The sequence below is a fragment of the Pseudescherichia sp. genome (assembly GCF_031987975.1).
In the GTDB taxonomy this organism is placed as follows: Bacteria; Pseudomonadota; Gammaproteobacteria; order Enterobacterales; family Enterobacteriaceae; genus Pseudescherichia.
Map to the genome: position 1 here is coordinate 276015 of NZ_DALZYX010000006.1, position 25488 is coordinate 301502.

Genomic DNA, 25488 nt, shown 5'->3' on the forward strand with positions numbered 1-25488 from the left:
TACCCCCCCGCATACCGCGCAAAGGAGGGGGGACAAAAGCAAAAGAAAACCGACCCGGAGACAAGGCTCCAGGTCAGCAGCAATTTTTCAATTTGATACGCATTTTACCCGGAAGTTCCTTATGGGTCATCGTTTACTTTCCGGTGCGATGCACCGTAGTATGACGGCCTGTTTCCAGGTTTCTAGCGCGAGATTATGCGATTTTCCAGATATGTCATCGGATTGACCACCAGTATAGCGTTGAATGTGCAGGCTGCGAACGTTGATGAGTACATTAACCAGCTTCCTGCTGGCGCAAACCTCGCCCTGATGGTGCAGAAGGTTGGTGCCCAGACTCCCGATATTGATTACCACAGCCAGCAGATGGCCCTGCCCGCCAGCACCCAGAAGGTGATCACCGGGCTGGCCGCCCTGCTGCAGCTTGGACCAGATTTCCGTTTTACCACCACGCTTGAGAGTAAAGGTAACGTTGCGAACGGGGTGTTAAAAGGGGATCTGGTGGCGCGATTTGGCGGCGATCCGACGCTAAAACGCCAGGATATCCGCAATATGGTCGCGGTACTCAAAAAGTCCGGCGTACAGCAGATCGACGGCAATGTGCTGATCGACACCTCGGTTTTTGCCAGCCACGATAAAGCTCCCGGCTGGCCGTGGAACGACATGACCCAGTGCTTCAGCGCCCCCCCCGCCGCCGCGATTATCGATCGCAACTGCTTCTCGGTATCGCTCTACAGCGCCCAGAAGGCTAACGATCTGGCGTTTATCCGCATCGCCTCCTACTACCCCGTCACCATGTTCAGCCAGGTGCGTACGCTGGCCAAAGGCTCCCCTGATGCCCAGTACTGCGAGCTGGACGTCGTCCCTGGCGACCTCAACCGCTTTACGCTGACCGGCTGCCTGACCCAGCGCGCCGACCCGCTGCCGCTGGCCTTTGCCATCCAGGACGGGGCGAGCTACGCCGGTGCCGTGCTGAAAGATGAGCTTAAGCAGGCCGGGATTACCTACAGCGGCACGCTGCTGCGCCAGACGCTGGTTAACGAGCCGGGAACGGTGATTGCCAGCAAGCAGTCCGCTCCGCTGCACGATCTCTTAAAGATTATGCTGAAAAAGTCGGACAACATGATTGCCGACACCGTGTTTCGTACTATCGGCCATGCGCGCTTTGGCGTGCCGGGCACGTGGCGTGCAGGAGCGGATGCCGTACGACAGATCCTGCGCCAGCAGGCGGGAGTCGATCTGGGTAACAGCATTGTGGTCGATGGCTCCGGCCTGTCGCGCCATAACCTGATCTCTCCGGCGACCATGATGCAGGTGCTGCAGTATATCGCCCAGCATGACACCGAGCTGAACTTCATCTCAATGCTGCCGCTGGCGGGCTATGACGGCTCGTTACAGTATCGCGCCGGTCTGCATGCGGCAGGCGTAGACGGCAAGGTGTCGGCGAAGACCGGCTCTCTGCAGGGGGTGTATAACCTGGCGGGCTTTATTACCACCGCCAGCGGCCAACGCATGGCGTTTGTGCAGTATCTCTCTGGCTATGCGGTAGAGCCTGCCGACCAGCGTAACCGCCGCATCCCGCTGGTGCGCTTCGAGAGTCGACTGTACAAGGATGTGTACCAGAATAATTAATTCGGTTGCGTCAACAAACAAAAACCCCGGCTCATGGCCGGGGTTTTTACTGGATTAACGCTTGTAGATAAACTCGATACCTTCGTCGTCCTCTTCATCCCAGTCGTCGTCTTCATCATCTTCTTCCACGTCAGCTTCTTCAAGCTGCTGGCGGTGGTAGTCATCCCACATGAATTCGACTTTCTCCGGCTGCTTCGCTTCTTCAGCCTGAACCAGCGGGTTCTCAATGATGAAGGTCATGACGTCCCAGCAGAGGTCTTTAACGCCCTGCTGGCTGGCCGCAGAGATGAGATAGTGCTTATCTTCCCAGCCCAGCGCCGTAGCAATCGCCTGCGCCTTCTCTTCGGCCTCAGCCTTATCCATCAGGTCGATCTTGTTGAAGACCAGCCAGCGCGGCTTGGCGGCCAGCTTCTCGCTGTACTTCTCCAGTTCGCCAATGATGATGCGCGCGTTCTCAACCGGATCGGAACCGTCGATAGGATCGATGTCGATCAGGTGCAGCAGGACGCGACAGCGCTCAAGGTGCTTCAGGAAGCGAATACCCAGCCCTGCCCCTTCTGCCGCGCCCTCAATCAGGCCCGGAATGTCGGCAACCACAAAGCTTTTTTCGGTATCCATACGCACCACGCCGAGACTCGGCACCAGGGTGGTGAACGGGTAGTCCGCCACTTTCGGCTTCGCTGCGGATACGGCACGGATAAACGTCGATTTACCGGCGTTAGGCATGCCCAGCATCCCGACGTCGGCCAGCAGCATCAGCTCCAGCTGCAGATCGCGCTTGTCGCCCGGCGTACCCATCGTTTTCTGACGCGGAGTACGGTTAACGGAGGATTTAAAGCGCGTGTTGCCCAGACCGTGCCAGCCGCCTTTTGCCACCATCAGGCGCTGACCGTGTTTGGTCATATCGCCCATGGTCTCACCGGTGCCCTGATCAATGATACGCGTCCCTACCGGCACCTTAACGGTGACATCTTTGCCACGCTTGCCGGTACAGTCACGGCTCTGACCGTTCTGCCCACGCTCGGCGCGGAAAGATTTCTCAAAGCGGTAGTCGATCAGGGTGTTGAGGTTCTCGTCCGCTTCCAGCCAGACATCACCGCCATCACCACCGTCACCGCCGTCAGGGCCGCCGCGCGGAATATATTTTTCACGACGAAAGCTTACGCAGCCGTTACCGCCGTCACCTGCCACGACCAGAATCGTAGCTTCATCAACAAACTTCATTTTACTCTCCGTTACTCATTCGCCTGAGCGGGGTAAAGTGACAATCACTTCACGCTTGCGCCAGCGTCCCCAGAGGCGGTGGCCTATGGCGGAATACATAGCGCCCGCAACCACGACAAACGCACCGAGATAACCTAAAAGGTTTAACATCGGTCTGGCGAAAACATCGGGCCAGGCCTGTGATAATAAATCTGAAAACAACAGCGTAAACAGCGGAGTGAGCGTGATTAATGCGCTCACCTGCGCCGCCTGCCAGCGCGCCATCGCCTCAGCGAGCGCGCCGTACCCTACCAGCGTATTGAGGCCGCAGAAGATCAGGCAGGCCAGCTGCCAGTGGCTAAGCTGGGCTATCGTGCCTGGCTCCGCCAGCGGCAGTAACGCTATTGTGCATAAAGTGTACAGCAAAAAGAGGATCTGCTGCGAGGCCAACCGGCGTAATAACACCTTTTGCGCGACCCCGTAACTCACCCAGACTGCGGCGGCGCTGACGCCGAAGATTACACCCCAGGTGTAATCGGTTAGTCTGGTAAAAATCTCAATCAGGCTGGTGTTGAAAAACATCACCAGCCCGCAAAGCAGCATTGTTGCCCCAATTATCTGAGTTCCCCGCATCTTCTCCTTGAGGATAAAGACGCTGGCGACCATCATACCCACCGGTGAAAGCTGTCCAATCACCTGTGAGGCCGTTGGGGTCAAATATTGCAGAGAAGAGCTAAAGAGAATGAAATTCCCGAACAGGCCTCCGGTGGCAATAGCAAGCAAGACCAGCCAGCGGCGTTGACGGAAAATACGCATCGGTGGCAGCTTGCCTTTCATGGCCAGAATAGCGCCGAGACCTATCGCCGCCATTAAAAAGCGATAGAACACAATTGTGGGCGGTTCCATCACCTCCAGCACCTGCTTCATGGCAATGGGTAATGCACCCCAGCACATGGCTGTCGTTAGCGCCAAAAGGATCCCAATGCCTGCCTGCTGCTTCATGCCCTATTCCCTGCAAATAATTTACCGGGACAGAATGTAAAAAGCCCCGCAACGTGTTGCGGGGCTTTCATCCGTTACCGGGACGCGAAAAACTTATTCAGCAACGATGCTGATGAACTTACGGTTTTTCGGGCCTTTAACTTCGAACTTAACTTTACCGTCAGTCAAAGCGAACAGAGTGTGGTCACGGCCGCAACCTACGTTAGAGCCAGCGTGGAATTTGGTACCACGTTGACGAACGATGATGCTACCTGCCAGTACTGCTTCTCCGCCAAAGCGTTTTACGCCCAGACGTTTAGCTTCTGAATCGCGACCGTTACGAGTTGAGCCGCCAGCCTTTTTGTGTGCCATTTAAATCTGCTCCCCTAGTCTTAAGCGCTGATGCCAGTGATTTTAACATCAGTGAACCACTGACGATGGCCCTGCTGCTTACGGTAGTGTTTACGACGACGAAACTTAACAATTTTAACTTTCTCGCCACGACCGTGAGCAACAACTTCAGCTTTGATAACGCCGCCATCAACGAAAGGAACGCCGATTTTGACTTCTTCACCGTTTGCGACCATCAGAACTTCAGCGAACTCAATAGTTTCGCCAGTTGCGATGTCCAGCTTTTCCAGGCGAATGGTCTGACCTTCGCTTACTCGGTGTTGTTTACCACCACTTTGGAAAACCGCGTACATAAAAAACTCCGCTTCCGCGCACATCTTTTGAGTGATTCAGAGTGCGCTATAAATATTCACAATAGGGCGCGAATATTACGCAAAACGCGAGCCTTTGACAAGTGCGATCGTCAATAGACGAAGAAAAAAAACACAACGTGCATGGTGACGTTTATCTGGCGCGTTTTTTCAGTACAATCAACAATACTATAGCTAACCCGTAACCCTTCGTTATCCCATTTTGACAGGTGATAAACAGGACTTTAAGCCCGGCTTTTGCGATGAATTTAGAAAAAATCAATGAGTTAACCGCGCAAGATATGGCGGGTGTCAATGCGACAATACTGCAACAGCTCGACTCGGACGTACAGCTGATCAACCAGCTGGGGTATTACATTGTGAGCGGCGGCGGTAAACGTATCCGTCCAATGATCGCCGTGCTGGCTGCACGCGCCGTCGGCTATGAGGGGAATGCCCACGTTACTATCGCGGCGCTAATCGAATTTATCCACACCGCGACGCTGCTCCATGACGACGTGGTAGATGAATCCGACATGCGCCGGGGTAAAGCCACAGCTAACGCGGCGTTTGGCAACGCTGCCAGCGTGCTGGTGGGCGATTTTATCTATACTCGCTCTTTCCAGATGATGACCCGCCTCGGCTCGCTCAAGGTGCTGGAGGTCATGTCGGAAGCGGTAAACGTGATCGCTGAAGGCGAAGTGCTGCAGCTGATGAACGTTAACGATCCGAACATTACCGAAGAGAACTACATGCGGGTCATCTACAGCAAGACCGCCCGTCTGTTCGAGGCGGCTTCCCAGTGCTCCGGCATTCTGGCGGGCTGTAGCGAGGCAGAGGAGAAGGGGCTGCAGGATTACGGCCGCTACCTGGGTACTGCCTTCCAGCTTATCGACGATCTGTTGGACTACAGCGCCGACGGCGAAACGCTGGGGAAAAACGTGGGTGACGATCTCAACGAAGGCAAACCTACCCTGCCGCTGCTGCATGCTATGCGTCACGGCACGCCAGAGCAGGCACAGATGATCCGCGAGGCCATTGAGCAGGGTAACGGCCGCCATCTGCTGACGCCCGTGCTTGAGGCGATGGCCGCCTGCGGCTCACTTGAGTGGACGCGTCGACGGGCAGAGGAAGAGGCGGATAAAGCTATTGCCGCGCTTCAGGTACTGCCGGACTCTCCATGGCGTGAAGCGCTGATTGGTCTGGCGCACATCGCCGTTCAGCGCGATCGTTGATCCCAATACCCCCGCGTTTCGGCGCGGGATTATTCCAAAAGATTCCAGTAAATAGCACCCCTGTAAATCCAGTAATACCATGGAATTATCCCTGGCAAATTCCTAAATACGCCTCTCTTTATGAGAACTTATTAGAGCTTAAACTCCCTAAGGGATATGATAGGTCCGCGCACCGTTTTAGCGCAGTGCTTATCGCAATCACAGGGAGGAAAAATGGAACAGAAACTGACTGACTGGCACCCAGCCGATATTATCGCCGCGCTACGTAAGAAAGGGACCTCAATGGCGGCAGAGTCACGCAGGAGTGGTCTCAGCTCGTCAACGCTGGCGAACGTGCTGACGCGTCCGTGGCCGAAGGGAGAGCAGATTATCGCCAGGGCGATTGGAACGGATCCGTGGGTGATCTGGCCGTCGCGTTATCACGACCCCGTCACTCATGAGTTTATCGATCGCGCTAAGCTGATCCGCAAGGAGAGGGAGAAACAGCCCAAAGCGTAACGATTGTTACCCCGGCAAGCCAACCCCCTTCTCCTGACGGCAAGGGGGCTGCCTTCCATTACGCTTTCAGCACTACTCGCCTTTCACGCGCTCGATGTTCGCGCCCAGCGCCCGCAGCTTGTTCTCAATGGTTTCATACCCACGATCGATATGGTAGATACGCTCAACGATAGTGGTCCCTTCCGCGATACAGCCCGCCAGCACCAGGCTTGCAGACGCACGCAGATCGGTTGCCATCACCTGAGCACCAGAGAGTTTTTCCACACCGTGGCAGATAGCGGTATTGCTCTCGATCTCCGCGTGTGCGCCCATACGGATCAGCTCCGGAATGTGCATGAAGCGGTTCTCGAAGATGGTTTCCGTGACGACACCCGTACCTTCTGCCACCAGGTTCAGCAGCGTAAACTGCGCCTGCATATCGGTGGGGAACGCCGGATGCGGCGCGGTACGCACGTTAACCGCCTTTGGACGCTTGCCGTGCATATCCAGGCTGATCCAGTCTTCGCCTAGCTCAATATCCGCGCCCGCTTCACGCAGCTTGGCCAGCACTGCGTCCAGGGTGTCCGGCTGGGCTTTATGGCAGACAATTTTGCCGCCGGAGATGGCCGCCGCCACCAGGAAGGTCCCGGTTTCAATACGATCGGGCAGCACGCTATAGACACCGCCGCCCAGACGCTCAACGCCCTGAATGGTGATGCTATCCGTACCCATGCCGGTGATTTTCGCGCCCAGGGTGTTGAGGAAGTTTGCCGTATCGACAATCTCCGGCTCGCGGGCGGCGTTTTCGATAATGGTTGTGCCTTCGGCCAGCGTCGCTGCCGACATGATGGTGACGGTCGCGCCAACGCTGACCTTATCCATCACGATATGCGCCCCTTTCAGGCGGCCATTCACGGATGCTTTAACGTAGCCCTCTTCCAGCTTGATCTCCGCACCCAGCTGCTCCAGGCCGCTGATATGCAGATCCACCGGACGCGCGCCGATAGCGCAGCCGCCCGGCAGGGAGACTTCACCCTTGCCAAAACGTGCCACCAGCGGACCGAGTGCCCAAATGGAAGCGCGCATGGTCTTCACCAGCTCATAAGGGGCGCGATAGATATTGACCGCGCTACCGTCCATCCAGACCGAGCCGTTACGCTCTACCTTCATGCCAAGCTGGCTCAGCAGCTTCATGGTGGTATCGATATCTTTCAGTTTCGGAACGTTACGAATTTCGACAGGCTCTTCTGCCAGCAGGGCGGCAAAAAGAATTGGCAACGCTGCGTTTTTCGCTCCTGAAATTGTCACTTCGCCCTGAAGCCGGGTCGGCCCCTGTACACGAAACTTATCCATTCATCTCTTCTCTGTTAAGAATTCATACGTACTGCCGGTCAACGACCGTCAGCTCAAAAACCGTTGAGTTTACGATCGCGCGCCCACTCGGCAGGCGTATAGGCTTTGATCGACAGGGCGTGGATGCGGTTGTCCGCGATATACTCCATCAGCGGGGCATAGACGGCCTGCTGCTTCTTCACGCGACTCATGTCGGCAAAAATTTCACCCACCGCAATAACCTGAAAGTGACTGCCATCGCCGCTAACGTGGGCTTCCTGAAGGGAGAGTGCGTTCATCAGCACGGTCTGGATTTCATGATTTTCCATGGGCTTTAATTCATCTGGTAGTGAAAACAGTCCAACATCTTAGAGGAAAGTGGCGCTGTCTTAAATAAGCAAAAAGCCTCGCTTGTCAATCAAGCGAGGCTATGAGTAGTAACGTACTGAAAATATTAGTGTGGCAGCGCATCGGCAGGAAGGTTATAGAGTTGCGCCAGAGTGCGAACCTTGTCGCTGACGCCCTCCAGCACTACCGGATGCCCCTGTTTTCGGGCAAAGGCCACCAGGTGAACCAGCAGGGCAACACCGGCGGTATCCACGCGAGCAACGCCGGTCAGGTCGATCACGTCAACGCCGCTCAGCGCCTCTGCCCTCGCCTCCCACAGGCCGTTCAGGACGTCCTGATCCAGCTCGCCTTCGAGAGCCAGCCGCTCGCCATTGCGCGTCCAGCGTAGCTGGTCAGCCATTATTTCTTCTCGTCCAGGGTGATTTTCTGCTGGGAGATCGATTTCAGCTGCGCAGTCAGACCATCGATGCCTTTGGTACGCAGCAGGTCGCTCCACTCATTCTGTTTGGTGGTGATCATGCTGATACCTTCAGCAATCATGTCATAGGCCTGCCAGTTACCGGTCTGGCTGTTCTTACGCCACTGGAAGTCCAGGCGTACCGGCGGACGACCGTTTGGATCGTTAATGGTGACGCGGATCGGCACGATAGAGGCGTTGCCCAGCGGCTGCTCCGGTGCAATCTGGTAGGTCTGGCCATTATACATTGCCAGCGCCTGGCCGTAGGCCTGCTTCAGATATTCACGGAACGCAGCAAAGTAAGCATCACGCTGCGCAGGGGTCGCTTCTTTGTAGTAGCGGCCCAGCACCAGCGCCCCGGCGTATTTCACCTGCACGTAGGGCAGCAGCTCTTGATCGACGACTTCACGAAGATAGTCAGGGTTAGAGCGGATTTTCGGCTGCTCGGCTTTAAGGCGATCGAAGGTCTTCTGCGCCGCTTCCTGCATCAGCTTGTACGGGTTGCTCTGGTCGGCAGCGGTCGCTGCCGTCAGCGGAGCGATGGCCAGTACGGCAATCATTAACAGTCGTTTGAACATGCGTCACTTCTCCTCATGGATTCGTCGGGGTGGCGGACGGTGCAACTTCAGTATCGGCAGCGCCCGGCGCTGGCGCATCGCCTGAACTCTTATTGTCGCTACCTTTGCTGTTGTAAAGGAATTGTCCGATCAGGTCCTCAAGTACCATCGCGGACTTGGTGTCCTGAATGGTGCTGCCGTCTTTAAGCATAGAACTTCCCAGCTCGGGATCGTCAAACCCGACGTTGAGCGCCAGGTACTGCTCGCCCAGCAGGCCAGAGGTACGAATGGCCAGCGAGCTGGTATCGGGGATCTGGTTATAGCGCTCTTCGATGTCCAGCGATACGCGCGGCAGATAGGTTTTTGGATCAAGCTCGATATCGGCCACGCGCCCAACGACAACGCCGCCAATACGTACCGGTGAGTGAACCTTTACGCCGCCGATGTTATCGAAGGTGGCGGTCACGCGGTAGGTAGGCTCCGTGCGCATAGAGGCAACGTCCGCCGCCTTCAGGCAGATAAAGAGCGCCGCCAGCAGGGCAATCAGAAGAAAAATACCCACCCAAATTTCTGTTTTTTTCGTTTGCATCTACTCAGTTCCCAAACATCAGAGCGGTGAGCACAAAATCGAGGCCGAGAATGGTCAACGATGAGTGCACAACGGTACGTGTGGTGGCCCGGCTAATCCCTGCCGAAGTGGGGATCGCGTCATAACCATTAAACAGCGCGATCCAGGTAACGGTAATAGCGAACACGACGCTTTTGATCAGGCAGTTCACCAGATCGAGGCGCAGATCGACGGCGTTTTGCATTGCCGTCCAGAAGAAGCCGGCATCGATGCCTTTCCAGTTTACGCCCACCAGCGAGCCGCCCCAAATGCCGACCGCGACAAACATCGTCGTCAGCAGCGGCAGCGAGATCACTCCCGCCCAGAAGCGTGGCGAAATCACCCGTCGCAGCGGATCCACCGCCATCATCTCCATGCTGGAGATCTGTTCGGTGGCGCGCATCAGACCGATTTCAGCGGTCAACGCCGAGCCTGCCCGTCCTGCGAACAGCAGGGCAGCAACCACCGGTCCCAGCTCGCGCAGCAGCGACAGTGCCACCAGCATCCCAAGGCTGGTTTCGGCGCTGTAGGTGGTGAGCACCAGGTAACCCTGTAGCCCCAGCACCATGCCGATGAACACCCCGGAGACGAGGATGATGAGCATCGAGAGCACGCCCACGTTATAGAGCTGGCGAACCAGCAGCGGGGCGTGCTTGCGAAACTCGGGCTTGCCGATCAGCGCATTGAATAACATCAACCCGGCGCGCCCGAACGTCGCGATCGTTTTGATCCCGCGATGCCCAAGCGATGCCAGTGCATTTAACAGCATGAGTGGCTTAGCTCCCTGTTCCTAATAAATCGTGAAGATAGTCGCCCGCCGGATAGCGGAACGGCACTGGGCCATCCGCAATGCCGTCAAGGAACTGGCGGACCCGGGGATCGGCATTCTCTTGCAAGCCCTGGGCGCTGCCGTGGGCGACGATCTTTTTGTCGGCCACGATATAGGCGTAGTCGGCAATACTCAATACCTCGGGCACGTCGTGGGAGACAACAATGCAGGTCACCCCCAGCGCGCTGTTCAGTTCAGAGATGAGCTTGACCAGCACCCCCATGGTGATGGGATCCTGGCCAACAAAAGGCTCATCAAACATGATCAGATCCGGCTCAAGGGCAATCGCTCGCGCTAGCGCCGCACGACGGGCCATACCGCCGGATAGCTCAGACGGCATCAGCTTTGCCGCACCGCGCAGGCCGACGGCCTCCAGCTTCATCATTACCGTGCTCTTTAGCAGCGCGGGCGGCAGATGCGTGTGCTCGCGCAGCGGATAGGCCACGTTATCAAACACGGTCATGTCAGTGAACAGCGCCCCGGACTGGAACAGCATGCTCATACGCTTGCGCACGGTGTAGAGGCGGGAGCGCGACATCGCCGGCACGTTCTCGCCATCAAAGAGGATCTCACCGGTATCCGGTGGGATCTGCCCGCCGATCAGGCGCAGCAGCGTCGTTTTACCGATCCCTGACGGTCCCATGATCGCGGTGATCTTTCCCCGCGGCACCGTCAGCGTAATATTGTCGAAGATACACCGATTGCCACGGGAGAAGCTGACGCCACGGACATCGACTAAATTCGCCATCGTCTGGCTCATTTACTTTTCCTTCTGCCTTGTTAGGTGTAACCAGGGCGCGTCATTACGCCTGGTCACGATATTTTTACAGAATATTGTGTGCATAGGTTAGCTAAAGCTGGCATTTGTTTTACTTTTAAGCCGCTTAAAGTCAAAATCAGGACTCGCTGTGTCTAACCGATCCTCTTTTCGCCTGGCGATCGCTGACTGCGGACCGGCGATTATACCTGAAGAAAGGACTTTAGATGCTTTTAGCGATGGCGCTGTTAATTATTGGTTTACTTTTGGTGGTCTACAGTGCCGATCGTCTGGTGTTTGCCGCATCTATTCTCTGCCGTAGCATAGGGATCCCACCGCTGATCATTGGCATGACGGTGGTCACCATCGGCACCTCTCTGCCTGAAATCATTGTCTCGATGGCCGCCTCCCTGCACGGACAGATGGATCTCGCTATCGGCACGGCGCTGGGATCCAACATCGTCAATATACTGTTAATCCTCGGCTTAGCCGCCCTGTTCCATCCATTTACCGTGCATTCTGATATTCTGCGCCGCGAAATACCGCTAATGTTGATCGTTAGCGCCCTCGCTGGCGTGGTGCTGTACGATGGTCAGCTCACGCGGGCGGACGGTCTCTTTTTACTGCTGTTAGCCGTGCTCTGGCTGGTATTCATTGTTAAGATTGGCCGCCAGGGCAACGATAGTCTGACCCGGGAGCAGCTGGCGGAGCTGCCCCGTGAGGGTAGCCTGTCGGTAGCGTTTCTCTGGCTGGGGGTTGCGCTGATCGTGATGCCGATGGCGACCCGGATGGTCATTGATAACGCCACGGTGCTGGCGAACGTGCTGGGGATGAGCGAGCTGACCATTGGCCTGACGGTGATCGCCATTGGTACCAGCCTGCCGGAGTTGGCTACCGCTATCGCCGGAGCACGTAAAGGCGAAGATGATATCGCCATCGGGAATATTATTGGCTCCGGCATTATTAATATCGCTATTGTGCTGGGCCTGCCCGCGCTGATTGTACCCGGTCCCTTTAACCCGCTGGCCTTTACGCGTGATTACGGCGTGATGCTGGCGGTTAGCGTTATCTTTGCCCTACTGTGCTGGCGCCGGCAGCGCCAGACGGGCAGAGGCGCAGGCGCGCTGTTACTTGGCGGTTTTATCATATGGATGGCGATGCTCTACTGGCTGTCGCCGTATATTACTGGATAATCGGAAACCTATTATGTCGCACATAGATTTGCCGCCAGGCTTTGACTTTCAACAGGCGGGCAAGGATGTACTGGCTATTGAACGTGAAGGTCTGGCCGAGCTTGACCGCTATATCAACCAGGACTTTACCGAAGCCTGCGAGAGGATGTTCTACTGCGCTGGCAAAGTAGTGGTGATGGGCATGGGCAAATCTGGCCATATCGGGCGTAAGATGGCGGCGACCTTTGCCAGCACCGGCACGCCGGCATTTTTCGTTCACCCAGGCGAGGCCGCTCACGGCGATCTCGGCATGGTCGCGCCACAGGATATCGTTATTGCCCTGTCGAACTCCGGAGAATCTAACGAGATCCTCGCGCTTATTCCGGTGCTGAAACGTCTGCAGGTGCCGTTGATCTGCGTCACCAGCCGTCCGGAGAGCAGCATGGCGCGGGCGGCGGATATCCATCTGTGCGTCAAGGTGCCCCGGGAAGCCTGCCCGCTGGGGCTGGCTCCCACCTCCAGCACCACAGCGGCGCTGGTGATGGGCGACGCACTGGCGGTAGCGCTTCTGAAGGCGCGCGGCTTTACCGCAGAGGACTTTGCCCTCTCCCACCCCGGCGGCGCGCTCGGACGTAAGCTGCTGCTGCGGGTGAACGATATTATGCACACCGGGGATGAGATCCCTCATGTCAGTAAAGAGGCCTCCCTGCGCGACGCGCTGCTGGAGATCACCCGCAAGAATCTGGGCATGACGGTAGTGTGTGATGACCTGATGAAAATTGAGGGCATCTTTACCGATGGCGACCTGCGCCGCGTATTTGATATGGGTGCCGACGTCAGAAACTTAGGTATTGCCGACGTCATGACCCCCGGCGGCATTCGCGTCCGCGCAGGCACGCTGGCGGTTGACGTCCTGAACCTGATGCAGTCCCGCCACATTACGGCGGTAATGGTTGCCGATGGCGACCAGTTGCTGGGTGTGGTACATATGCACGATCTGCTGCGCGCAGGCGTGGTGTAAAAAGGATACGAGAATGAGTAATGCTGCTGCATCACTGGCGACCTGTTACGGGCCGGTGAGTACGCAAGTGATGGCTAAAGCGGAGAAGATCCGCCTGTTGATCCTGGACGTTGATGGCGTAATGTCTGACGGCCTGATTTTTATGGGTAATAATGGTGAAGAGCTGAAAGCGTTCAACGTGCGCGACGGCTACGGCATCCGCTGCGCGTTGACCTCGGGTATTGAGGTGGCGATCATTACCGGCCGCAAGGCTAAACTGCTGGAAGACCGCTGCGCTACGCTGGGAATTACGCATCTCTACCAGGGGCAATCAGACAAGCTGATTGCCTACCGGGAGCTGCTTACCACCCTCGCCGTCAGCGCCGATGAGGTCGCCTATGTGGGTGATGACCTGATCGACTGGCCGGTGATGGCGGAAGTGGGCTTAAGCGTGGCCGTTGCCGATGCGCACCCGCTGCTGCTGCCGCGGGCGGACTACGTGACAAGGATTCAGGGTGGACGCGGCGCGGTACGTGAAGTCTGCGATCTGCTGCTGCTGGCGCAGGGCAAACTGGAAGAGGCCAAAGGGCAATCGATATGAGTAAAACCAGACGTTGGGTTATCATTCTGCTGTCGCTGGCGGTGCTGGTATTGATTGGCGTCAACCTGACCGATCGGGACGATGACAGCCAGGTCGCGATCAACAATAGCGATCCAACCTACCGCAGCGAGCATACCGATACTGTGGTTTATAGCCCGGAAGGGGCGCTGAACTATCGCCTGATTGCGCAGCACGTTGAGTACTTCTCCGATCAGGCCGTCTCGTGGTTTACGCAGCCGGTATTAACCACTTTTGACGAAAATAAAGTGCCCACCTGGTCGATTAGGTCAGATAAAGCCAAACTGACTGATGACCGTATGCTGTATCTTTATGGACACGTTGAGGTCAATGCCCTGACAGCAGAGTCCCAACTGCGGAAAATTACGACGGATAACGCTCAGATTAACCTGATTACTCAGGATGTTACCTCGAACGATCTGGTCACGTTATACGGTACAACATTTAATTCCAGCGGCCTGAAAATGCGCGGCAACTTACGCAGCCAAAACGCCGAGCTGATTGAAAAGGTTAGAACCTCCTATGAAATTCAAAATAAACAAACTCAGCCTTAATCTTGCGCTTGCCAGCGTACTTCTGGCCGCCTCTGTCCCGGCGCTGGCCGTGACCGGCGATACCGATCAGCCGATCCATATTGAATCCGACCAGCAGTCGCTGGATATGCAGGGCAACGTGGTAACTTTCACCGGCAACGTGGTGGTCACCCAGGGCACGATCAAGATCAACGCCGATAAGGTGGTCGTTACCCGTCCGGGCGGCGAGCAGGGCAAAGAGATCATTGATGGCTACGGCAACCCGGCCACCTTCTACCAGATGCAGGATAACGGCAAGCCGGTGCAGGGTCACGCTGGCCAGCTCCATTACGAGCTGCAGAATGACTTCGTCGTGCTGACCGGCAACGCTTTCCTTGAGCAGCAGGACAGCAATATCACCGGCGACAAAATTACCTATCTGGTCAAAGAGCAAAAAATGCAGGCGTTTAGCGAAAAAGGCAAGCGCGTGACCACCGTCCTGGTTCCGTCTCAGCTGCAGGACAAAGGCAATAAACCGGCACCGAAGAAGAGTAACTAATTCGTTATGGCAACGTTAACTGCAAAAAATCTTGCTAAAGCCTATAAAGGCCGCCGCGTGGTCGAGGATGTCAGCCTGACCGTCAACTCCGGCGAAATTGTGGGCCTGCTTGGCCCTAACGGGGCGGGTAAAACCACCACGTTCTACATGGTTGTAGGCATTGTCTCCCGCGACGCGGGCAATATCATCATTGATGACGAAGATATCAGCCTGCTACCGCTGCATGCCCGCGCACGCCGCGGTATTGGCTACCTGCCGCAGGAGGCCTCTATTTTCCGTCGCCTGAGCGTCTACGATAACTTAATGGCGGTGCTGCAAATTCGTGACGATCTCTCCTCTCAGCAGCGTGAAGACCGCGCTAATGAGCTGATGGAGGAGTTTCACATTGAGCACCTGCGCGACAGCCTTGGCCAGGCCCTCTCCGGCGGTGAGCGCCGCCGCGTTGAGATTGCCCGCGCGCTGGCGGCAAACCCTAAGTTTATCCTGCTGGATGAACCCTTTGCTGGCGTTGACCCTATCTCCGTTATCGACATTAAGCGCATCATTGAGCACCTGCGCGACAGCGGGCTAGGCGTACTGATCACCGACCACAACGTACGTGAGACGCTGGCCGTGTGCGAACGCGCCTATATCGTCAGCCAGGGGCATTTGATTGCCCACGGTACGCCGCAGCAAATCCTTGAAGACGAACAGGTTAAACGCGTATATCTTGGGGAAGACTTCAGACTCTGATAGGGTTAGTAACTGTAATGTTTTAGCGGGAGAGAAGTGCTCTGAACATGAAGCAAGGTTTGCAACTGCGGCTAAGCCAACAGCTCGCCATGACGCCCCAACTGCAGCAGGCTATTCGTCTGCTGCAGCTCTCTACGCTGGAACTTCAGCAAGAACTTCAGCAGGCGTTGGATAGCAACCCGCTGCTGGAGCAGACCGATATTCACGACGAGATAGACGCGCAGCAGACCCAGGATACCGAAGCGTTAGACACCGCCGACGCCCTTGAGCAGAAAGATATGCCCGAGGAGCTGCCGCTGGATGCCAGCTGGGATGAGATCTACACCGCCGGTACGCCGTCGGGCAACGGCGTGGACTACCAGGACGATGAGCTTCCCGTCTATCAGGGCGAAACCACCCAGTCGCTGCAGGACTACCTGATGTGGCAGGTGGAGCTGACCCCCTTCTCCGATACCGATCGCGCTATTGCTACCTCCATTGTTGACGCTGTCGATGAGACGGGTTATCTGACCGTCTCTCTTGAGGATATCCTCGACAGCATGGGCGACAGCAACGTTGGGCTGGATGAGGTCGAGGCGGTGCTGAAACGCGTCCAGCGTTTCGATCCGGTGGGCGTGGCGGCACGGGATCTGCGTGACTGCCTGCTGATTCAGCTCTCCCAGTTCGCCAGCGATACGCCGTGGCGGGCCGAAGCGAAACTGATCATCAGCGATCACCTCGATCTGCTGGCGAATCATGATTTCCGAACCCTGATGCGCGTCACCCGCCTGAAGGAAGAGGTGCTGAAAGAGGCGGTAAATCTGATTCAGTCCCTGGATCCGCGCCCGGGCCAGTCGATCCAGACTGGCGAGCCGGAGTATGTCATTCCCGATGTGCTGGTGCGTAAGCATAACGGTCGCTGGATGGTCGAGCTGAACGCTGACAGCATTCCACGCCTGCAGATCAACCAGCACTACGCCGGCATGTGCAGCGGTGCGCGCAACGACGCCGACAGCCAGTATATTCGCAGCAATCTTCAGGAGGCCAAGTGGCTGATTAAAAGCCTGGAGAGCCGCAATGATACTCTGCTACGGGTTAGCCGCTGCATCGTTGAACAGCAGCAGGCCTTCTTCGACAAGGGCGAAGAGTTTATGAAACCGATGGTGCTGGCAGACATCGCCCAGGCCGTCGAGATGCACGAATCCACGATTTCACGTGTGACAACCCAGAAGTATCTGCACAGCCCGAGGGGCATTTTTGAGCTTAAATACTTTTTCTCCAGCCATGTGAACACCGAAGGCGGCGGCGAAGCCTCGTCAACGGCGATCCGGGCGCTGGTGAAGAAGCTGATAGCCGCAGAAAACCCTGCGAAACCACTGAGCGACAGTAAACTGACCACCCTGCTGTCCGATCAGGGTATCATGGTGGCTCGCCGCACCGTTGCGAAGTATCGAGAGTCTTTATCCATCCCGCCGTCTAACCAGCGCAAGCAGCTGGTCTGACCCAACCGATAAGGAAGACACTATGCAGCTCAACATTACAGGGCACAATGTCGAAATTACTGAAGCACTGCGCGATTTTGTCAGTACAAAATTTGCTAAGCTGGAGCAGTACTTCGAGCGGATCAATCAGGTCTACATTGTGTTAAAAGTGGAGAAAGTGACGCACGTCGCGGACGCCACACTGCACGTAAACGGTGGCGAACTCCACGCCAGTGCGGATGGGCAAGACATGTATGCGGCCATTGACGGTTTAATTGATAAACTGGCGCGGCAGTTAACCAAACATAAAGATAAACTGAAACAATACTAATTGTCCGGGCGTTCGACGGCATTTAGCAACCTGCTGTGGCAACGCAGCAGGTTGTCTGCGCGAACAACGCTTAGGTGAATTTATGATGAACAACGATTCCGCTCTACAACTGAGCAATGTCCTTAACCAGGAATGTACCCGCAGCGGCGTGCACTGCCAGAGCAAAAAGCGTGCGCTGGAGATTATTAGCGAGCTGGCGGCAAAGCAGCTCAGCCTGCCGCCGCAGGTAGTCTTTGAAGCCATCCTCACCCGTGAGAAAATGGGCAGCACCGGTATTGGCAACGGTATCGCGATCCCTCACGGCAAGGTAGAGGAAGACACCCTGCGCGCCGTTGGCGTCTTTGTGCAGCTGGAGACCCCTATCGCCTTTGATGCTATCGATAACCAGCCGGTGGATCTGCTCTTCGCCCTGCTGGTTCCTGCCGATCAGACAAAGACGCATCTGCACACGCTCTCCCTTGTCGCCCGTCGCCTGGCAGACAAAACCATCTGCCGACGCCTGCGCGCCGCGCAGAGCGATGAGGAGCTGTACCAGATCATCACGGATACCGAAGGCAGCCACGATGACGCGTAACCGGGAAAACGCTTTTACATTTGCTCTCCTGAGGAGAAACGGTACATGGTACTGATGATCGTCAGCGGTCGCTCTGGCTCAGGGAAATCAGTTGCCCTGCGAGCGCTGGAAGACATGGGCTTCTACTGTGTGGATAACCTGCCGGTGGTGCTGCTGCCAGAGCTGGCGAAATCGCTGGCCGACCGCCAGATCTCGGCGGCCGTCAGCATTGACGTGCGCAACATGCCGGAGTCACCGGAGATTTTTGAACAGGCGATGAACAACCTGCCGACGGCCTTTTCGCCGCAGCTGCTGTTCCTTGATGCCGATCGCAATACGCTGATCCGTCGCTACAGCGACACCCGACGCCTGCACCCTCTCTCCAGCAAGAATCTGTCGCTGGAGAGCGCCATTGATGAAGAGAGCGATCTGCTGGAGCCGCTGCGCTCGCGGGCGGATCTGATCGTTGATACCTCAGAGATGTCGGTGCACGAGCTGGCGGAGATGCTGCGTACCCGCCTGCTGGGCAAGCGCGAGCGCGAACTGACTATGGTCTTTGAGTCTTTCGGCTTTAAGCATGGCATCCCTATCGACGCCGACTACGTCTTTGACGTCCGCTTCCTGCCGAACCCGCACTGGGATCCCAAGCTGCGCCCGATGACCGGCCTCGACAAGCCGGTGGCAGCGTTTCTTGACCGTCACACCGAAGTGCACAACTTTATCTACCAGACCCGCAGCTATCTGGAGCTGTGGCTGCCGATGCTGGAGACCAACAACCGCAGCTACCTCACCGTTGCCATTGGCTGTACCGGGGGTAAGCACCGCTCGGTCTATATCGCCGAGCAGCTGGCGGACTACTTCCGCTCGCGGGGTAAAAACGTGCAGTCCCGCCACCGCACCCTGGAAAAACGTAAAACATGACCGTCAAGCAGACCGTTGAGATCACTAACACGCTGGGCATGCACGCCCGCCCGGCGATGAAGCTGTTCGAGCTGGTTCAGGGGTTTGATGCGGAAGTGCTGCTGCGCAATGATGAAGGCACCGAGGCGGAAGCCAGCAGCGTCATCGCGCTGCTGATGCTCGACTCCGCTAAAGGCCGCCAGATAGAGATCGAAGCCAGCGGCCCGCAGGAGCATGAGGCACTTGCCGCCGTCATTGCCCTGTTCAACGCCGGTTTTGATGAAGATTAATTGCCTGTCGCCCCGGTAAGCGCAGCGCCACCGGGGAATTGCACAATTTGTGCGCTTACCCCCTGCCAACCCTTCCTTAAGAATACCTTAAGCTAGCCGTTTATTTTCCATTTAAGTTGCCTGGCCATACTTGGATTGTTTCCAAAACAATTTCCAGAAAAGCAGGACAACGTATGATTCGCTTATCCCATCTCACCCCATTGGGCACCGGTCGGCACCGTCAATGCTATGCGCATCCGGACAATGCCCAACGCTGCATCAAGATTATCTATAACTACGAGAGCGGCGGCGATAAAGAGATCAAGCGCGAGCTGAGCTACTACGCCCATCTGTCACGTCGTTTAACGGACTGGAGCGGGCTGCCGCGCTACTACGGCACTGTCGAGACCGATCTGGGAACCGGATACGTCTACGATATCATTACTGATTTTGACGGATCTCCGTCAAAAACGCTGACGGAGTATGCCGCTCAGTGCCGTAAAGCGGGCGACAGCAAGGCGCTCTATCCCTTGCTCAGGATGCTGAAAAGCTATCTGCGTAAAAACCGCATCGTCACCATGAACCTGAAGCCGCAGAACGTGCTTTGTCGCCGCATCAGCCCGGATGAAGTGATCCCGGTGGTGTGCGATAACATTGGCGAAGGGACGCTGATCCCGCTGGCAACCTGGTCTGGCTGGGCCTGCGCCCGTAAGCAGGCCCGCCTGTGGCAGCGCTTTATCGCTCAGCCTGCGCTTGCCAGCGGGCTTAGTGCAGCGAATGCCTGGTCATAAACGCTTCTCCGCCCAGCTGGCGCATCTGGCGCATGATCCACGCCTGGCGACTGCGCACGTAGCCCGAGGGGGCGTTGGCCTTAAAGCGGATAGGATTGGGCAGCACGGCCGCCAGCAGCGCGGCCTCTGACATCGTCAGGCGGCTGGCGGGCTTATTAAAATAGCGCTGTGCCGCCGCCTCGACGCCAAATACCCCCTCGCCAAACTCAGCAACGTTGAGATAAACCGTCAGGATCCGCCGCTTGCTCCACACCGTCTCCATTCCCAGCGTCAGCCCGGCCTCTAGCCCCTTGCGCAGCCAGCTGCGCCCGTCCCAGAGAAAGAGGTTTTTCGCCGTCTGTTGGGAGAGCGTAGACGCGCCGCGGATCCGGCTACCGTTACGCTCGTTATGGGAAACTGCTTTCTGGATGGCATCCACATCAAAACCCCAGTGCTCGGGGAAGGTCTGATCCTCAGCAGCAATCACAGCCAGCCCCATCCACGGAGAGATATCGTCCATGCCCATCCAGTCGGAGTGAGCAACATAGCCGAAATCGCCGCCCAGCCAGGCCGATAGCTGGCGCTCCGCCATCACCGCCGAAAAGGGTACCGGCATAAAGCTGAACAGCAGAATGCCACCGCCCCAGAGCAGCGCCAGCCCCAGCAGGATACGCAGCAGCAGGCGCCTTATTTTCGTCTTCAGCGATTTACTGCGTAACGCCATTACGCCAGCACCAGCACGCGCGTGACCAGTTTCTCAATACCGCTGGCGGCCTCAGCGATATTCTGCGCCACCATGTAGGCCGGGGTCGTGACCACTTTGTTCTCTTCATCTACCACAATGTCGTCTACCGGGCAGGTCACATGCTCCGCGCCCATCTCCTCCAGCACGTCTGCGGTGTCGATGTCTGTACCAATGGTCAGGCGCAGCGGGAAATCAAAAATTTTCGGCAGCATCGCCGGGGCGATACAGATGAACCCCAGCGGTTTACCGGCTGCGTGCATCGCCTGCGCCAGCTGCTTCAGCCCGCTATCAACGCTGCACTCCACGCCCTGGCTGGCAAAATTGCTGAGGTTTTTGGCCGCGCCAAAGCCACCCGGGACAATGAGCGCATCCAGCGCGTCGGCAGAGGCCAGGCTGAGCGGCTGAATAGCGCCGCGAGCAATACGCGCCGCTTCTATGAGAACGTTGCGGCTCTCTGCCATCGCATCGCCGGTTAAATGGTTGATTACGTCAGCCTGGGGTTTATCCGGGGCAAAACAGACCGCCTCCGCGCCGCAACGGGCGATCGCTAATAGCGTGATGACGGCCTCGTGGATTTCAGTTCCGTCGTTAACGCCGCAGCCGCTCAGTACCACTCCCACTTTTTTCATTTTGATGATCCTTTGTTGTAAGGTGCTGACGATTATTAAAAATTTTTATAAGGGCGCTATGCCTCACACATTTCATCGATTCATATAACAAATAATTTAAGATTTGCTATCTTATCTGCGGGCTTACCACTATTTTCGCCTGTGCCCAGCAGATAACCAACACAAAAAATTTCGGCACAGCCACAGTTTCCCTGGTGTTGGCGCAGTATTCGCGCACCCCGGTCTATCCGGGGTCATTTTTTCCCTGCCCCTGCTACCCACGCTTTAAGCACCGCGATATCGTCCTGCCAGACCAGTCTCATCTCTTCAATCCATTCGCCCACGTTATCCCACCACGCCGGCAGATCTGAAGACTGAATTTGCTTGCCCAGCTGCTGCAGACGGCGCAGACCAATCGAGCCTGCTGCGCCTTTGATCTTATGCCCCTCCTCCGCGATACCCTTCTGGTCGCGGGCGGTGAGGTTTGATTCGAGAATAGCGATATAGCCCGGCATCATCTTCTCAAACATCGTAATGCCATCAACGATCACCTTCGGACCGATAATTTCCAGGTACTGCTCCAGCATCGGAATATCTAACAGCGTCTGCGCTTTATCGTTATCGACAGGTTCCACCGCACTCTCCTCTTCGTCGTCGCAGGTATCCCAAAACTTCTTGATCATCGCGGTCAGCGCTGGGACGGCCAGCGGCTTGCTCAGGACGTCGTCCATCCCCGCGTCAAGGTACTCTTTTTTATCTTTCAGCACGTTGGCGGTCAAGGCTACCAGCGGGGGCAGATCTTCCCGAGGGTAGTTCTGCGTCAGCTGGCGAGAGATATCTAACCCGGTCATGTCCGGGAGCTGAATATCCAGCAGCAGCAGGTCGTACTCGCCCGGCGTAAACATCGCCAGCGCCTCGGTTCCGGTCATGGCAACATCGACGCTGCAGCCCAGCTTCTCCAGCACCGATCGCGCCACAATCACATTCAGCTCGATATCCTCTACCAGCAGCACGTTGAGAGCCGGGAGCGGCATATCGTCATCTTCGAAGCCGTCCTCAACCTCTTCCGCCACGGCAGGCGCATGCACCGTCAGTACAAAGCGCGAACCCTTGCCCGGCTGGCTGCTCACCGTGATGTCGCCGCCCATGCTTTTCGCCAGCCGCCGCGAAACTGCGAGGCCAATCCCCGTCCCGGTAGCCGGTTTGCCGCCGTGCTTATCCTTGACCTGATAATACATGGCGAAAATTTTATCCTGCTCCGCCGGCGGGATGCCGATACCGGAGTCCTCAACCTCGAAGCGCAGCATTTCGTTATCGTCATAGCGAATGCGTACCGTGACCTGGCCCTGCTGGGTAAACTTCACCGCGTTGCTGATCAGATTCCACAGGATCTGCCGCAGCCGGGTGCCGTCGGTGATCACCTTGTGTGGCAGGGGCAGCGTCGGCTCGACGACAAAGCTCAGCCCCTTCTGCTGGGCCTGTAGCCCGGAGAGAGTTTCAAGATCGGCGCGGAAGCTGGTGAAGTCCACCGGCTGGTTGTCCAGCTGCACCTTGTGGCGCTCCATTTTGTCCATGTCGATAATGTCATTGAAGATATTGCCCAGCGTCACCGCAGAGACGTGGATAGTCTTCAGGTACTTCTCCTGCTCCTCGCTCAGCTCGGTATCAAGCAGAATGCGGCTCAGGCCAACGATGCCGTTAAGCGGCGTGCGCAGCTCATGGCTGATGGTGGAGATGAAGGTGGTTTTGTCACGGCTGGCCCGTTCCAGCGCATCCTGGTAACGCTTGCGCTCGGTAATATCGCGGCCAAAGCCCATTAGTCCGTGGCGTTTACCCACCCGGTCGTAGTAGGGAACCTTGCGGATCTCAAAGCAGGCTTTGCGCCCGTCAGGGTACTCCAGCCACTGCTCGTAGGTCAGGGAGACATTGTGCCGAAACACCTTCTCATCGGTTTCGTTGACCTTCTCCGCCGCCTCCGGCGAGTAGACGTCGTTCGGCTTCAGGTTAACCAGCTGTTTCTCACTTTTGCCGGTCAGCAGCTCCATGGCCCGGTTGCAGCCGGAGAACTCCCTATCTTCGTTGCGGTAGAAGACCAGATCCGGCGAGGCGTCGAGGAACGAGCGCAGGAAGGAGGACTGCTGCTCCAGCTGGATCTGTGTCTGCTCGCGCTCCTGCATCTCAATTTTAAGCTGCTCAAAGGTCGCCTGGCGCTCAGCCTCAGCGATGGCGCGATCGTTGATCACCTGATTGAGCGTGGAGATGTTCTCTTTCAGCTGAACGTTGAGCTTGAGATCGCGCTCGCGCATCTCCTCAAGCTTCTCCACCAGCTTTGACAGCCGCTGGCGGGACTCTTCCAGTTGCTCAACCACCACCGATAAAAAGTAGACCGCCCAGGGGGTAATCAGCAGCCCGAAGAAGATTGAACGGATCACGTCAATGCTCTCGACCCGGCCATGCAGCACCATGGTAACGGCCATCTGGACAACAATTGCCAAGACCACCAGCGCGAGGGCCAGCAGCATGGAGAAGCGCACCAGGCCAAGCTTCATCATCAGATTGACATAGTACTGCGCGAGTAAGCGGATTTGCTTCATTAACGAGTTCCTTCACCACAACGTCGCACAATAATACTCAATTCTGAGCAAAGCGTTGAAGGTTGTGCAAAAAATGTAGCCCGTACCGTCTGGCATTACGCTACTGTCCAGGGCCGTCCTAACGCGGAGCCTTGCGCTCCGTGGGCGTTGAGGTACTTATCCAGCTCCACCATGCCGGTCCAGCGGTTTTCGCACCACAGCGGCGCGAGCAGGGTCGGGCGGCGGGCGCTGGCGGAGATGCGGTGGTAGATCACCTCCGGCGGCGTATGGCGGATTATCTCCCCGGCGGTCAGGGTGTAGGCATCCAGCTCGATACCGGTCAGCCGCCCGGCCTGCCAGGCCTTTGCCATCGTGCTGCCGGTAACGATATGCAGCGGATGCAGCTTGATGCCGTCAACGCCGGTCTCTACCACCCGCTGTAGTGTCGCAAGGCACTCTGCCTCCCCCTCCCCCGGCAGGCCAACGATCAGGTGGCTGCACACCTTCAGCCCACGCTGGCGGGCCAGCCGGGTGGTACGCTGATAGCAGGCGAAGTCGTGACCGCGGTTAATACGGTGCAGCGTTTTATCGTGGGCCGTCTGCAGGCCCAGCTCCAGCCAAACCTCATACCCCTGCTGCTGGTATTCGCTAAGCAGATCCAGCACCGCCTCCGGAACGCAGTCCGGGCGCGTGCCCACGCACAGCCCAACAATATTGGCCTGGCTCACCGCCTGCTGGTACATGGCGCGCAGCACCTGCACCTCGGCCCAGGTACTGGTATAGGCCTGGAAATAGGCAAGATAGCGCCGGGCGCGGTTAACCCGTGTCGCCTGGTAAGCGAGCTGCGCGGTAATGGAGTGGTTCTGCTGGGTCTCGTCGGCAAAGGAGGCAACGTTGCAGAAGGTACAGCCGCCGCGGCCAATTGTGCCGTCGCGATTCGGGCAGCTAAAGCCGCCGTGCAGGGTAAGCTTATGAACTTTTTCACCATAGCGGCGGGCAAGATCGCCACCAAACATGTTGACTAATTTTTGTAACTGCATAATCTGAAAGGCCGCCCTGAAGAAAGGGCCAAGCCTGCCATTTTTAGCCTCCGACGGCGATGACCTGGATCAATCGTCATAGCGGCGCTATTTCCATTGCATAATCAAGCACAATTACCGCTATTTCATTCACCACTGGGTTGATTACTTTTCCTTATATTGCTGCCCTGTTTTTCTACTATTTTTGCTCATGCGTAAAACAGTGTCTTTATGCGGGTTACTCTTCGCAACCAGCGAAAAATAGCGCCTAAAGGTGAAAAAACAGATAATACCAATAACAATAGCGCTTTCTTATAGTGAGAGAGATCACACTCTGCCACCGCCTGCCGTCGCTGTCACACGCCTGTAAAATAGCTAATTACAGTTAAAAATCAGAAAGTTAACTCTGTGTTAGCACATTTTTGCATAAATAAGATTGTGATTTGACCTGTGTGTCGATTCCCGATAAGTTGGATATCCGCTGGAAGCTTTCTGGGTGAGCAGTCTGCTCACCATATTTATGCAGTAATTTAGATTCCCTCTGAAGCAAGTC

General features: G+C 56.6%; 30 protein-coding genes. 15 read left to right on the forward strand and 15 right to left on the reverse strand.

What is annotated here, in order from left to right; all coding sequences use genetic code 11:
- The first annotated feature begins 195 nt into the window (after window positions 1-195).
- Complete coding sequence (gene dacB, locus RTN40_RS12970; protein ID WP_312228811.1) at window positions 196-1629, forward strand: serine-type D-Ala-D-Ala carboxypeptidase; 1434 nt, start codon at window positions 196-198, stop codon at window positions 1627-1629.
- Window positions 1630-1683: 54 nt separating this feature from the next.
- Here the strand turns inward: dacB and cgtA are convergent, their stop codons facing one another.
- The 4 genes from cgtA to rplU form a co-directional block, all read right to left on the reverse strand.
- Window positions 1684-2853, reverse strand: coding sequence for an Obg family GTPase CgtA (gene cgtA / locus RTN40_RS12975; RefSeq protein WP_312228812.1), 1170 nt, complete (start codon window positions 2851-2853; stop codon window positions 1684-1686).
- A 15-nt stretch (window positions 2854-2868) separates the two neighbouring features.
- A complete protein-coding gene (locus tag RTN40_RS12980; protein WP_312228813.1) occupies window positions 2869-3834 on the reverse strand; it encodes a DMT family transporter in 966 nt (321 codons plus the stop codon).
- Between the two features lie 93 nt (window positions 3835-3927).
- Window positions 3928-4185, reverse strand: a complete 258-nt coding sequence (rpmA, locus tag RTN40_RS12985; protein WP_017457338.1) for a 50S ribosomal protein L27 — start codon at window positions 4183-4185, stop codon at window positions 3928-3930.
- Window positions 4186-4205: 20 nt separating this feature from the next.
- On the reverse strand, window positions 4206-4517 hold the full coding sequence (gene rplU, locus RTN40_RS12990; protein WP_042390095.1) for a 50S ribosomal protein L21: 312 nt from the start codon (window positions 4515-4517) through the stop codon (window positions 4206-4208).
- Window positions 4518-4777: 260 nt separating this feature from the next.
- On the opposite strand from rplU, the gene ispB reads away from it, so the two are divergent.
- Together ispB and sfsB are read left to right on the forward strand one after the other, a co-directional pair.
- Complete coding sequence (gene ispB, locus RTN40_RS12995; RefSeq protein WP_312228814.1) at window positions 4778-5749, forward strand: octaprenyl diphosphate synthase; 972 nt, start codon at window positions 4778-4780, stop codon at window positions 5747-5749.
- 213 nt (window positions 5750-5962) lie between these two features.
- Window positions 5963-6247, forward strand: coding sequence for a DNA-binding transcriptional regulator SfsB (gene sfsB / locus RTN40_RS13000; protein ID WP_312228815.1), 285 nt, complete (start codon window positions 5963-5965; stop codon window positions 6245-6247).
- Window positions 6248-6319: 72 nt separating this feature from the next.
- On the opposite strand, the gene murA is transcribed toward sfsB, so the two are convergent.
- From murA to mlaF, 7 genes are all read right to left on the reverse strand, one after another.
- Complete coding sequence (murA, locus tag RTN40_RS13005; RefSeq protein WP_312228816.1) at window positions 6320-7579, reverse strand: UDP-N-acetylglucosamine 1-carboxyvinyltransferase; 1260 nt, start codon at window positions 7577-7579, stop codon at window positions 6320-6322.
- A gap of 53 nt (window positions 7580-7632) precedes the next feature.
- A complete protein-coding gene (gene ibaG / locus RTN40_RS13010) occupies window positions 7633-7887 on the reverse strand; it encodes a BolA family iron metabolism protein IbaG (protein WP_042390090.1) in 255 nt (84 codons plus the stop codon).
- Window positions 7888-8012: 125 nt separating this feature from the next.
- On the reverse strand, window positions 8013-8306 hold the full coding sequence (gene mlaB, locus RTN40_RS13015) for a lipid asymmetry maintenance protein MlaB (RefSeq protein WP_312228817.1): 294 nt from the start codon (window positions 8304-8306) through the stop codon (window positions 8013-8015).
- Entirely contained in the window at window positions 8306-8941 is a 636-nt protein-coding gene (gene mlaC / locus RTN40_RS13020; RefSeq protein WP_312228818.1) for a phospholipid-binding protein MlaC, read from the reverse strand. The genes mlaB and mlaC overlap by 1 nt, the downstream gene beginning before the upstream one ends.
- A 13-nt stretch (window positions 8942-8954) precedes the next feature.
- Window positions 8955-9509 carry an outer membrane lipid asymmetry maintenance protein MlaD gene (gene mlaD, locus RTN40_RS13025; RefSeq protein ID WP_312228819.1) on the reverse strand — a complete coding sequence of 185 codons (555 nt, stop codon included), beginning with the start codon at window positions 9507-9509 and terminating at the stop codon, window positions 8955-8957.
- Window positions 9510-9513: 4 nt separating this feature from the next.
- Window positions 9514-10296: a lipid asymmetry maintenance ABC transporter permease subunit MlaE gene (gene mlaE, locus RTN40_RS13030; protein WP_312211974.1), complete on the reverse strand. Its 783-nt coding sequence runs from the start codon at window positions 10294-10296 to the stop codon at window positions 9514-9516.
- Between the two features lie 7 nt (window positions 10297-10303).
- Window positions 10304-11116: a phospholipid ABC transporter ATP-binding protein MlaF gene (gene mlaF, locus RTN40_RS13035; protein ID WP_312228820.1), complete on the reverse strand. Its 813-nt coding sequence runs from the start codon at window positions 11114-11116 to the stop codon at window positions 10304-10306.
- Window positions 11117-11340: 224 nt separating this feature from the next.
- Between mlaF and RTN40_RS13040 the strand changes: the two genes are divergently transcribed.
- From RTN40_RS13040 to yrbL, 12 genes are all read left to right on the forward strand, one after another.
- Window positions 11341-12306: a calcium/sodium antiporter gene (locus RTN40_RS13040; protein ID WP_312228821.1), complete on the forward strand. Its 966-nt coding sequence runs from the start codon at window positions 11341-11343 to the stop codon at window positions 12304-12306.
- A gap of 13 nt (window positions 12307-12319) precedes the next feature.
- Window positions 12320-13306 carry an arabinose-5-phosphate isomerase KdsD gene (gene kdsD / locus RTN40_RS13045; RefSeq protein WP_312228822.1) on the forward strand — a complete coding sequence of 329 codons (987 nt, stop codon included), beginning with the start codon at window positions 12320-12322 and terminating at the stop codon, window positions 13304-13306.
- A gap of 13 nt (window positions 13307-13319) precedes the next feature.
- Window positions 13320-13886 (forward strand): 3-deoxy-manno-octulosonate-8-phosphatase KdsC, encoded by a 567-nt coding sequence (kdsC, locus tag RTN40_RS13050; RefSeq protein ID WP_312228823.1) that lies wholly within the window; start codon window positions 13320-13322, stop codon window positions 13884-13886.
- A complete protein-coding gene (gene lptC / locus RTN40_RS13055) occupies window positions 13883-14458 on the forward strand; it encodes an LPS export ABC transporter periplasmic protein LptC (RefSeq protein WP_312228824.1) in 576 nt (191 codons plus the stop codon). The genes kdsC and lptC overlap by 4 nt, the downstream gene beginning before the upstream one ends.
- Window positions 14427-14975, forward strand: a complete 549-nt coding sequence (gene lptA / locus RTN40_RS13060) for a lipopolysaccharide ABC transporter substrate-binding protein LptA (RefSeq protein WP_312228825.1) — start codon at window positions 14427-14429, stop codon at window positions 14973-14975. The genes lptC and lptA overlap by 32 nt, the downstream gene beginning before the upstream one ends.
- A gap of 6 nt (window positions 14976-14981) precedes the next feature.
- On the forward strand, window positions 14982-15707 hold the full coding sequence (gene lptB, locus RTN40_RS13065) for an LPS export ABC transporter ATP-binding protein (protein WP_312228826.1): 726 nt from the start codon (window positions 14982-14984) through the stop codon (window positions 15705-15707).
- 47 nt (window positions 15708-15754) lie between these two features.
- A complete protein-coding gene (gene rpoN, locus RTN40_RS13070; protein ID WP_312228827.1) occupies window positions 15755-17188 on the forward strand; it encodes an RNA polymerase factor sigma-54 in 1434 nt (477 codons plus the stop codon).
- A gap of 22 nt (window positions 17189-17210) precedes the next feature.
- A complete protein-coding gene (gene hpf, locus RTN40_RS13075; protein ID WP_312228828.1) occupies window positions 17211-17498 on the forward strand; it encodes a ribosome hibernation promoting factor in 288 nt (95 codons plus the stop codon).
- An 82-nt stretch (window positions 17499-17580) separates the two neighbouring features.
- Complete coding sequence (ptsN, locus tag RTN40_RS13080; protein WP_312228829.1) at window positions 17581-18072, forward strand: PTS IIA-like nitrogen regulatory protein PtsN; 492 nt, start codon at window positions 17581-17583, stop codon at window positions 18070-18072.
- 45 nt (window positions 18073-18117) lie between these two features.
- Window positions 18118-18972 carry an RNase adapter RapZ gene (gene rapZ / locus RTN40_RS13085; RefSeq protein WP_312228830.1) on the forward strand — a complete coding sequence of 285 codons (855 nt, stop codon included), beginning with the start codon at window positions 18118-18120 and terminating at the stop codon, window positions 18970-18972.
- The gene (gene npr / locus RTN40_RS13090) at window positions 18969-19241 is read left to right on the forward strand and encodes a PTS phosphocarrier protein NPr (RefSeq protein WP_312228831.1); all 273 of its coding nucleotides are present in this window, start codon (window positions 18969-18971) and stop codon (window positions 19239-19241) included. Before rapZ ends, npr begins: the two co-directional genes overlap by 4 nt.
- A gap of 173 nt (window positions 19242-19414) precedes the next feature.
- Entirely contained in the window at window positions 19415-20011 is a 597-nt protein-coding gene (gene yrbL / locus RTN40_RS13095) for a PhoP regulatory network protein YrbL (RefSeq protein ID WP_312228832.1), read from the forward strand.
- Here the strand turns inward: yrbL and mtgA are convergent.
- The 4 genes from mtgA to RTN40_RS13115 all read right to left on the reverse strand — a co-directional run bounded on the left by mtgA (window position 19986) and on the right by RTN40_RS13115 (window position 24956).
- A complete protein-coding gene (mtgA, locus tag RTN40_RS13100; protein WP_312228833.1) occupies window positions 19986-20714 on the reverse strand; it encodes a monofunctional biosynthetic peptidoglycan transglycosylase in 729 nt (242 codons plus the stop codon). The genes yrbL and mtgA overlap by 26 nt on opposite strands.
- Window positions 20714-21364 (reverse strand): isoprenoid biosynthesis glyoxalase ElbB, encoded by a 651-nt coding sequence (gene elbB / locus RTN40_RS13105; protein WP_312228834.1) that lies wholly within the window; start codon window positions 21362-21364, stop codon window positions 20714-20716. The genes mtgA and elbB overlap by 1 nt, the downstream gene beginning before the upstream one ends.
- Before the next feature lie 233 nt (window positions 21365-21597).
- Complete coding sequence (arcB, locus tag RTN40_RS13110) at window positions 21598-23937, reverse strand: aerobic respiration two-component sensor histidine kinase ArcB (RefSeq protein ID WP_312228835.1); 2340 nt, start codon at window positions 23935-23937, stop codon at window positions 21598-21600.
- Between the two features lie 95 nt (window positions 23938-24032).
- A complete protein-coding gene (locus tag RTN40_RS13115) occupies window positions 24033-24956 on the reverse strand; it encodes a TIGR01212 family radical SAM protein (protein WP_312228836.1) in 924 nt (307 codons plus the stop codon).
- Between the last annotated feature and the right edge of the window lie 532 nt (window positions 24957-25488).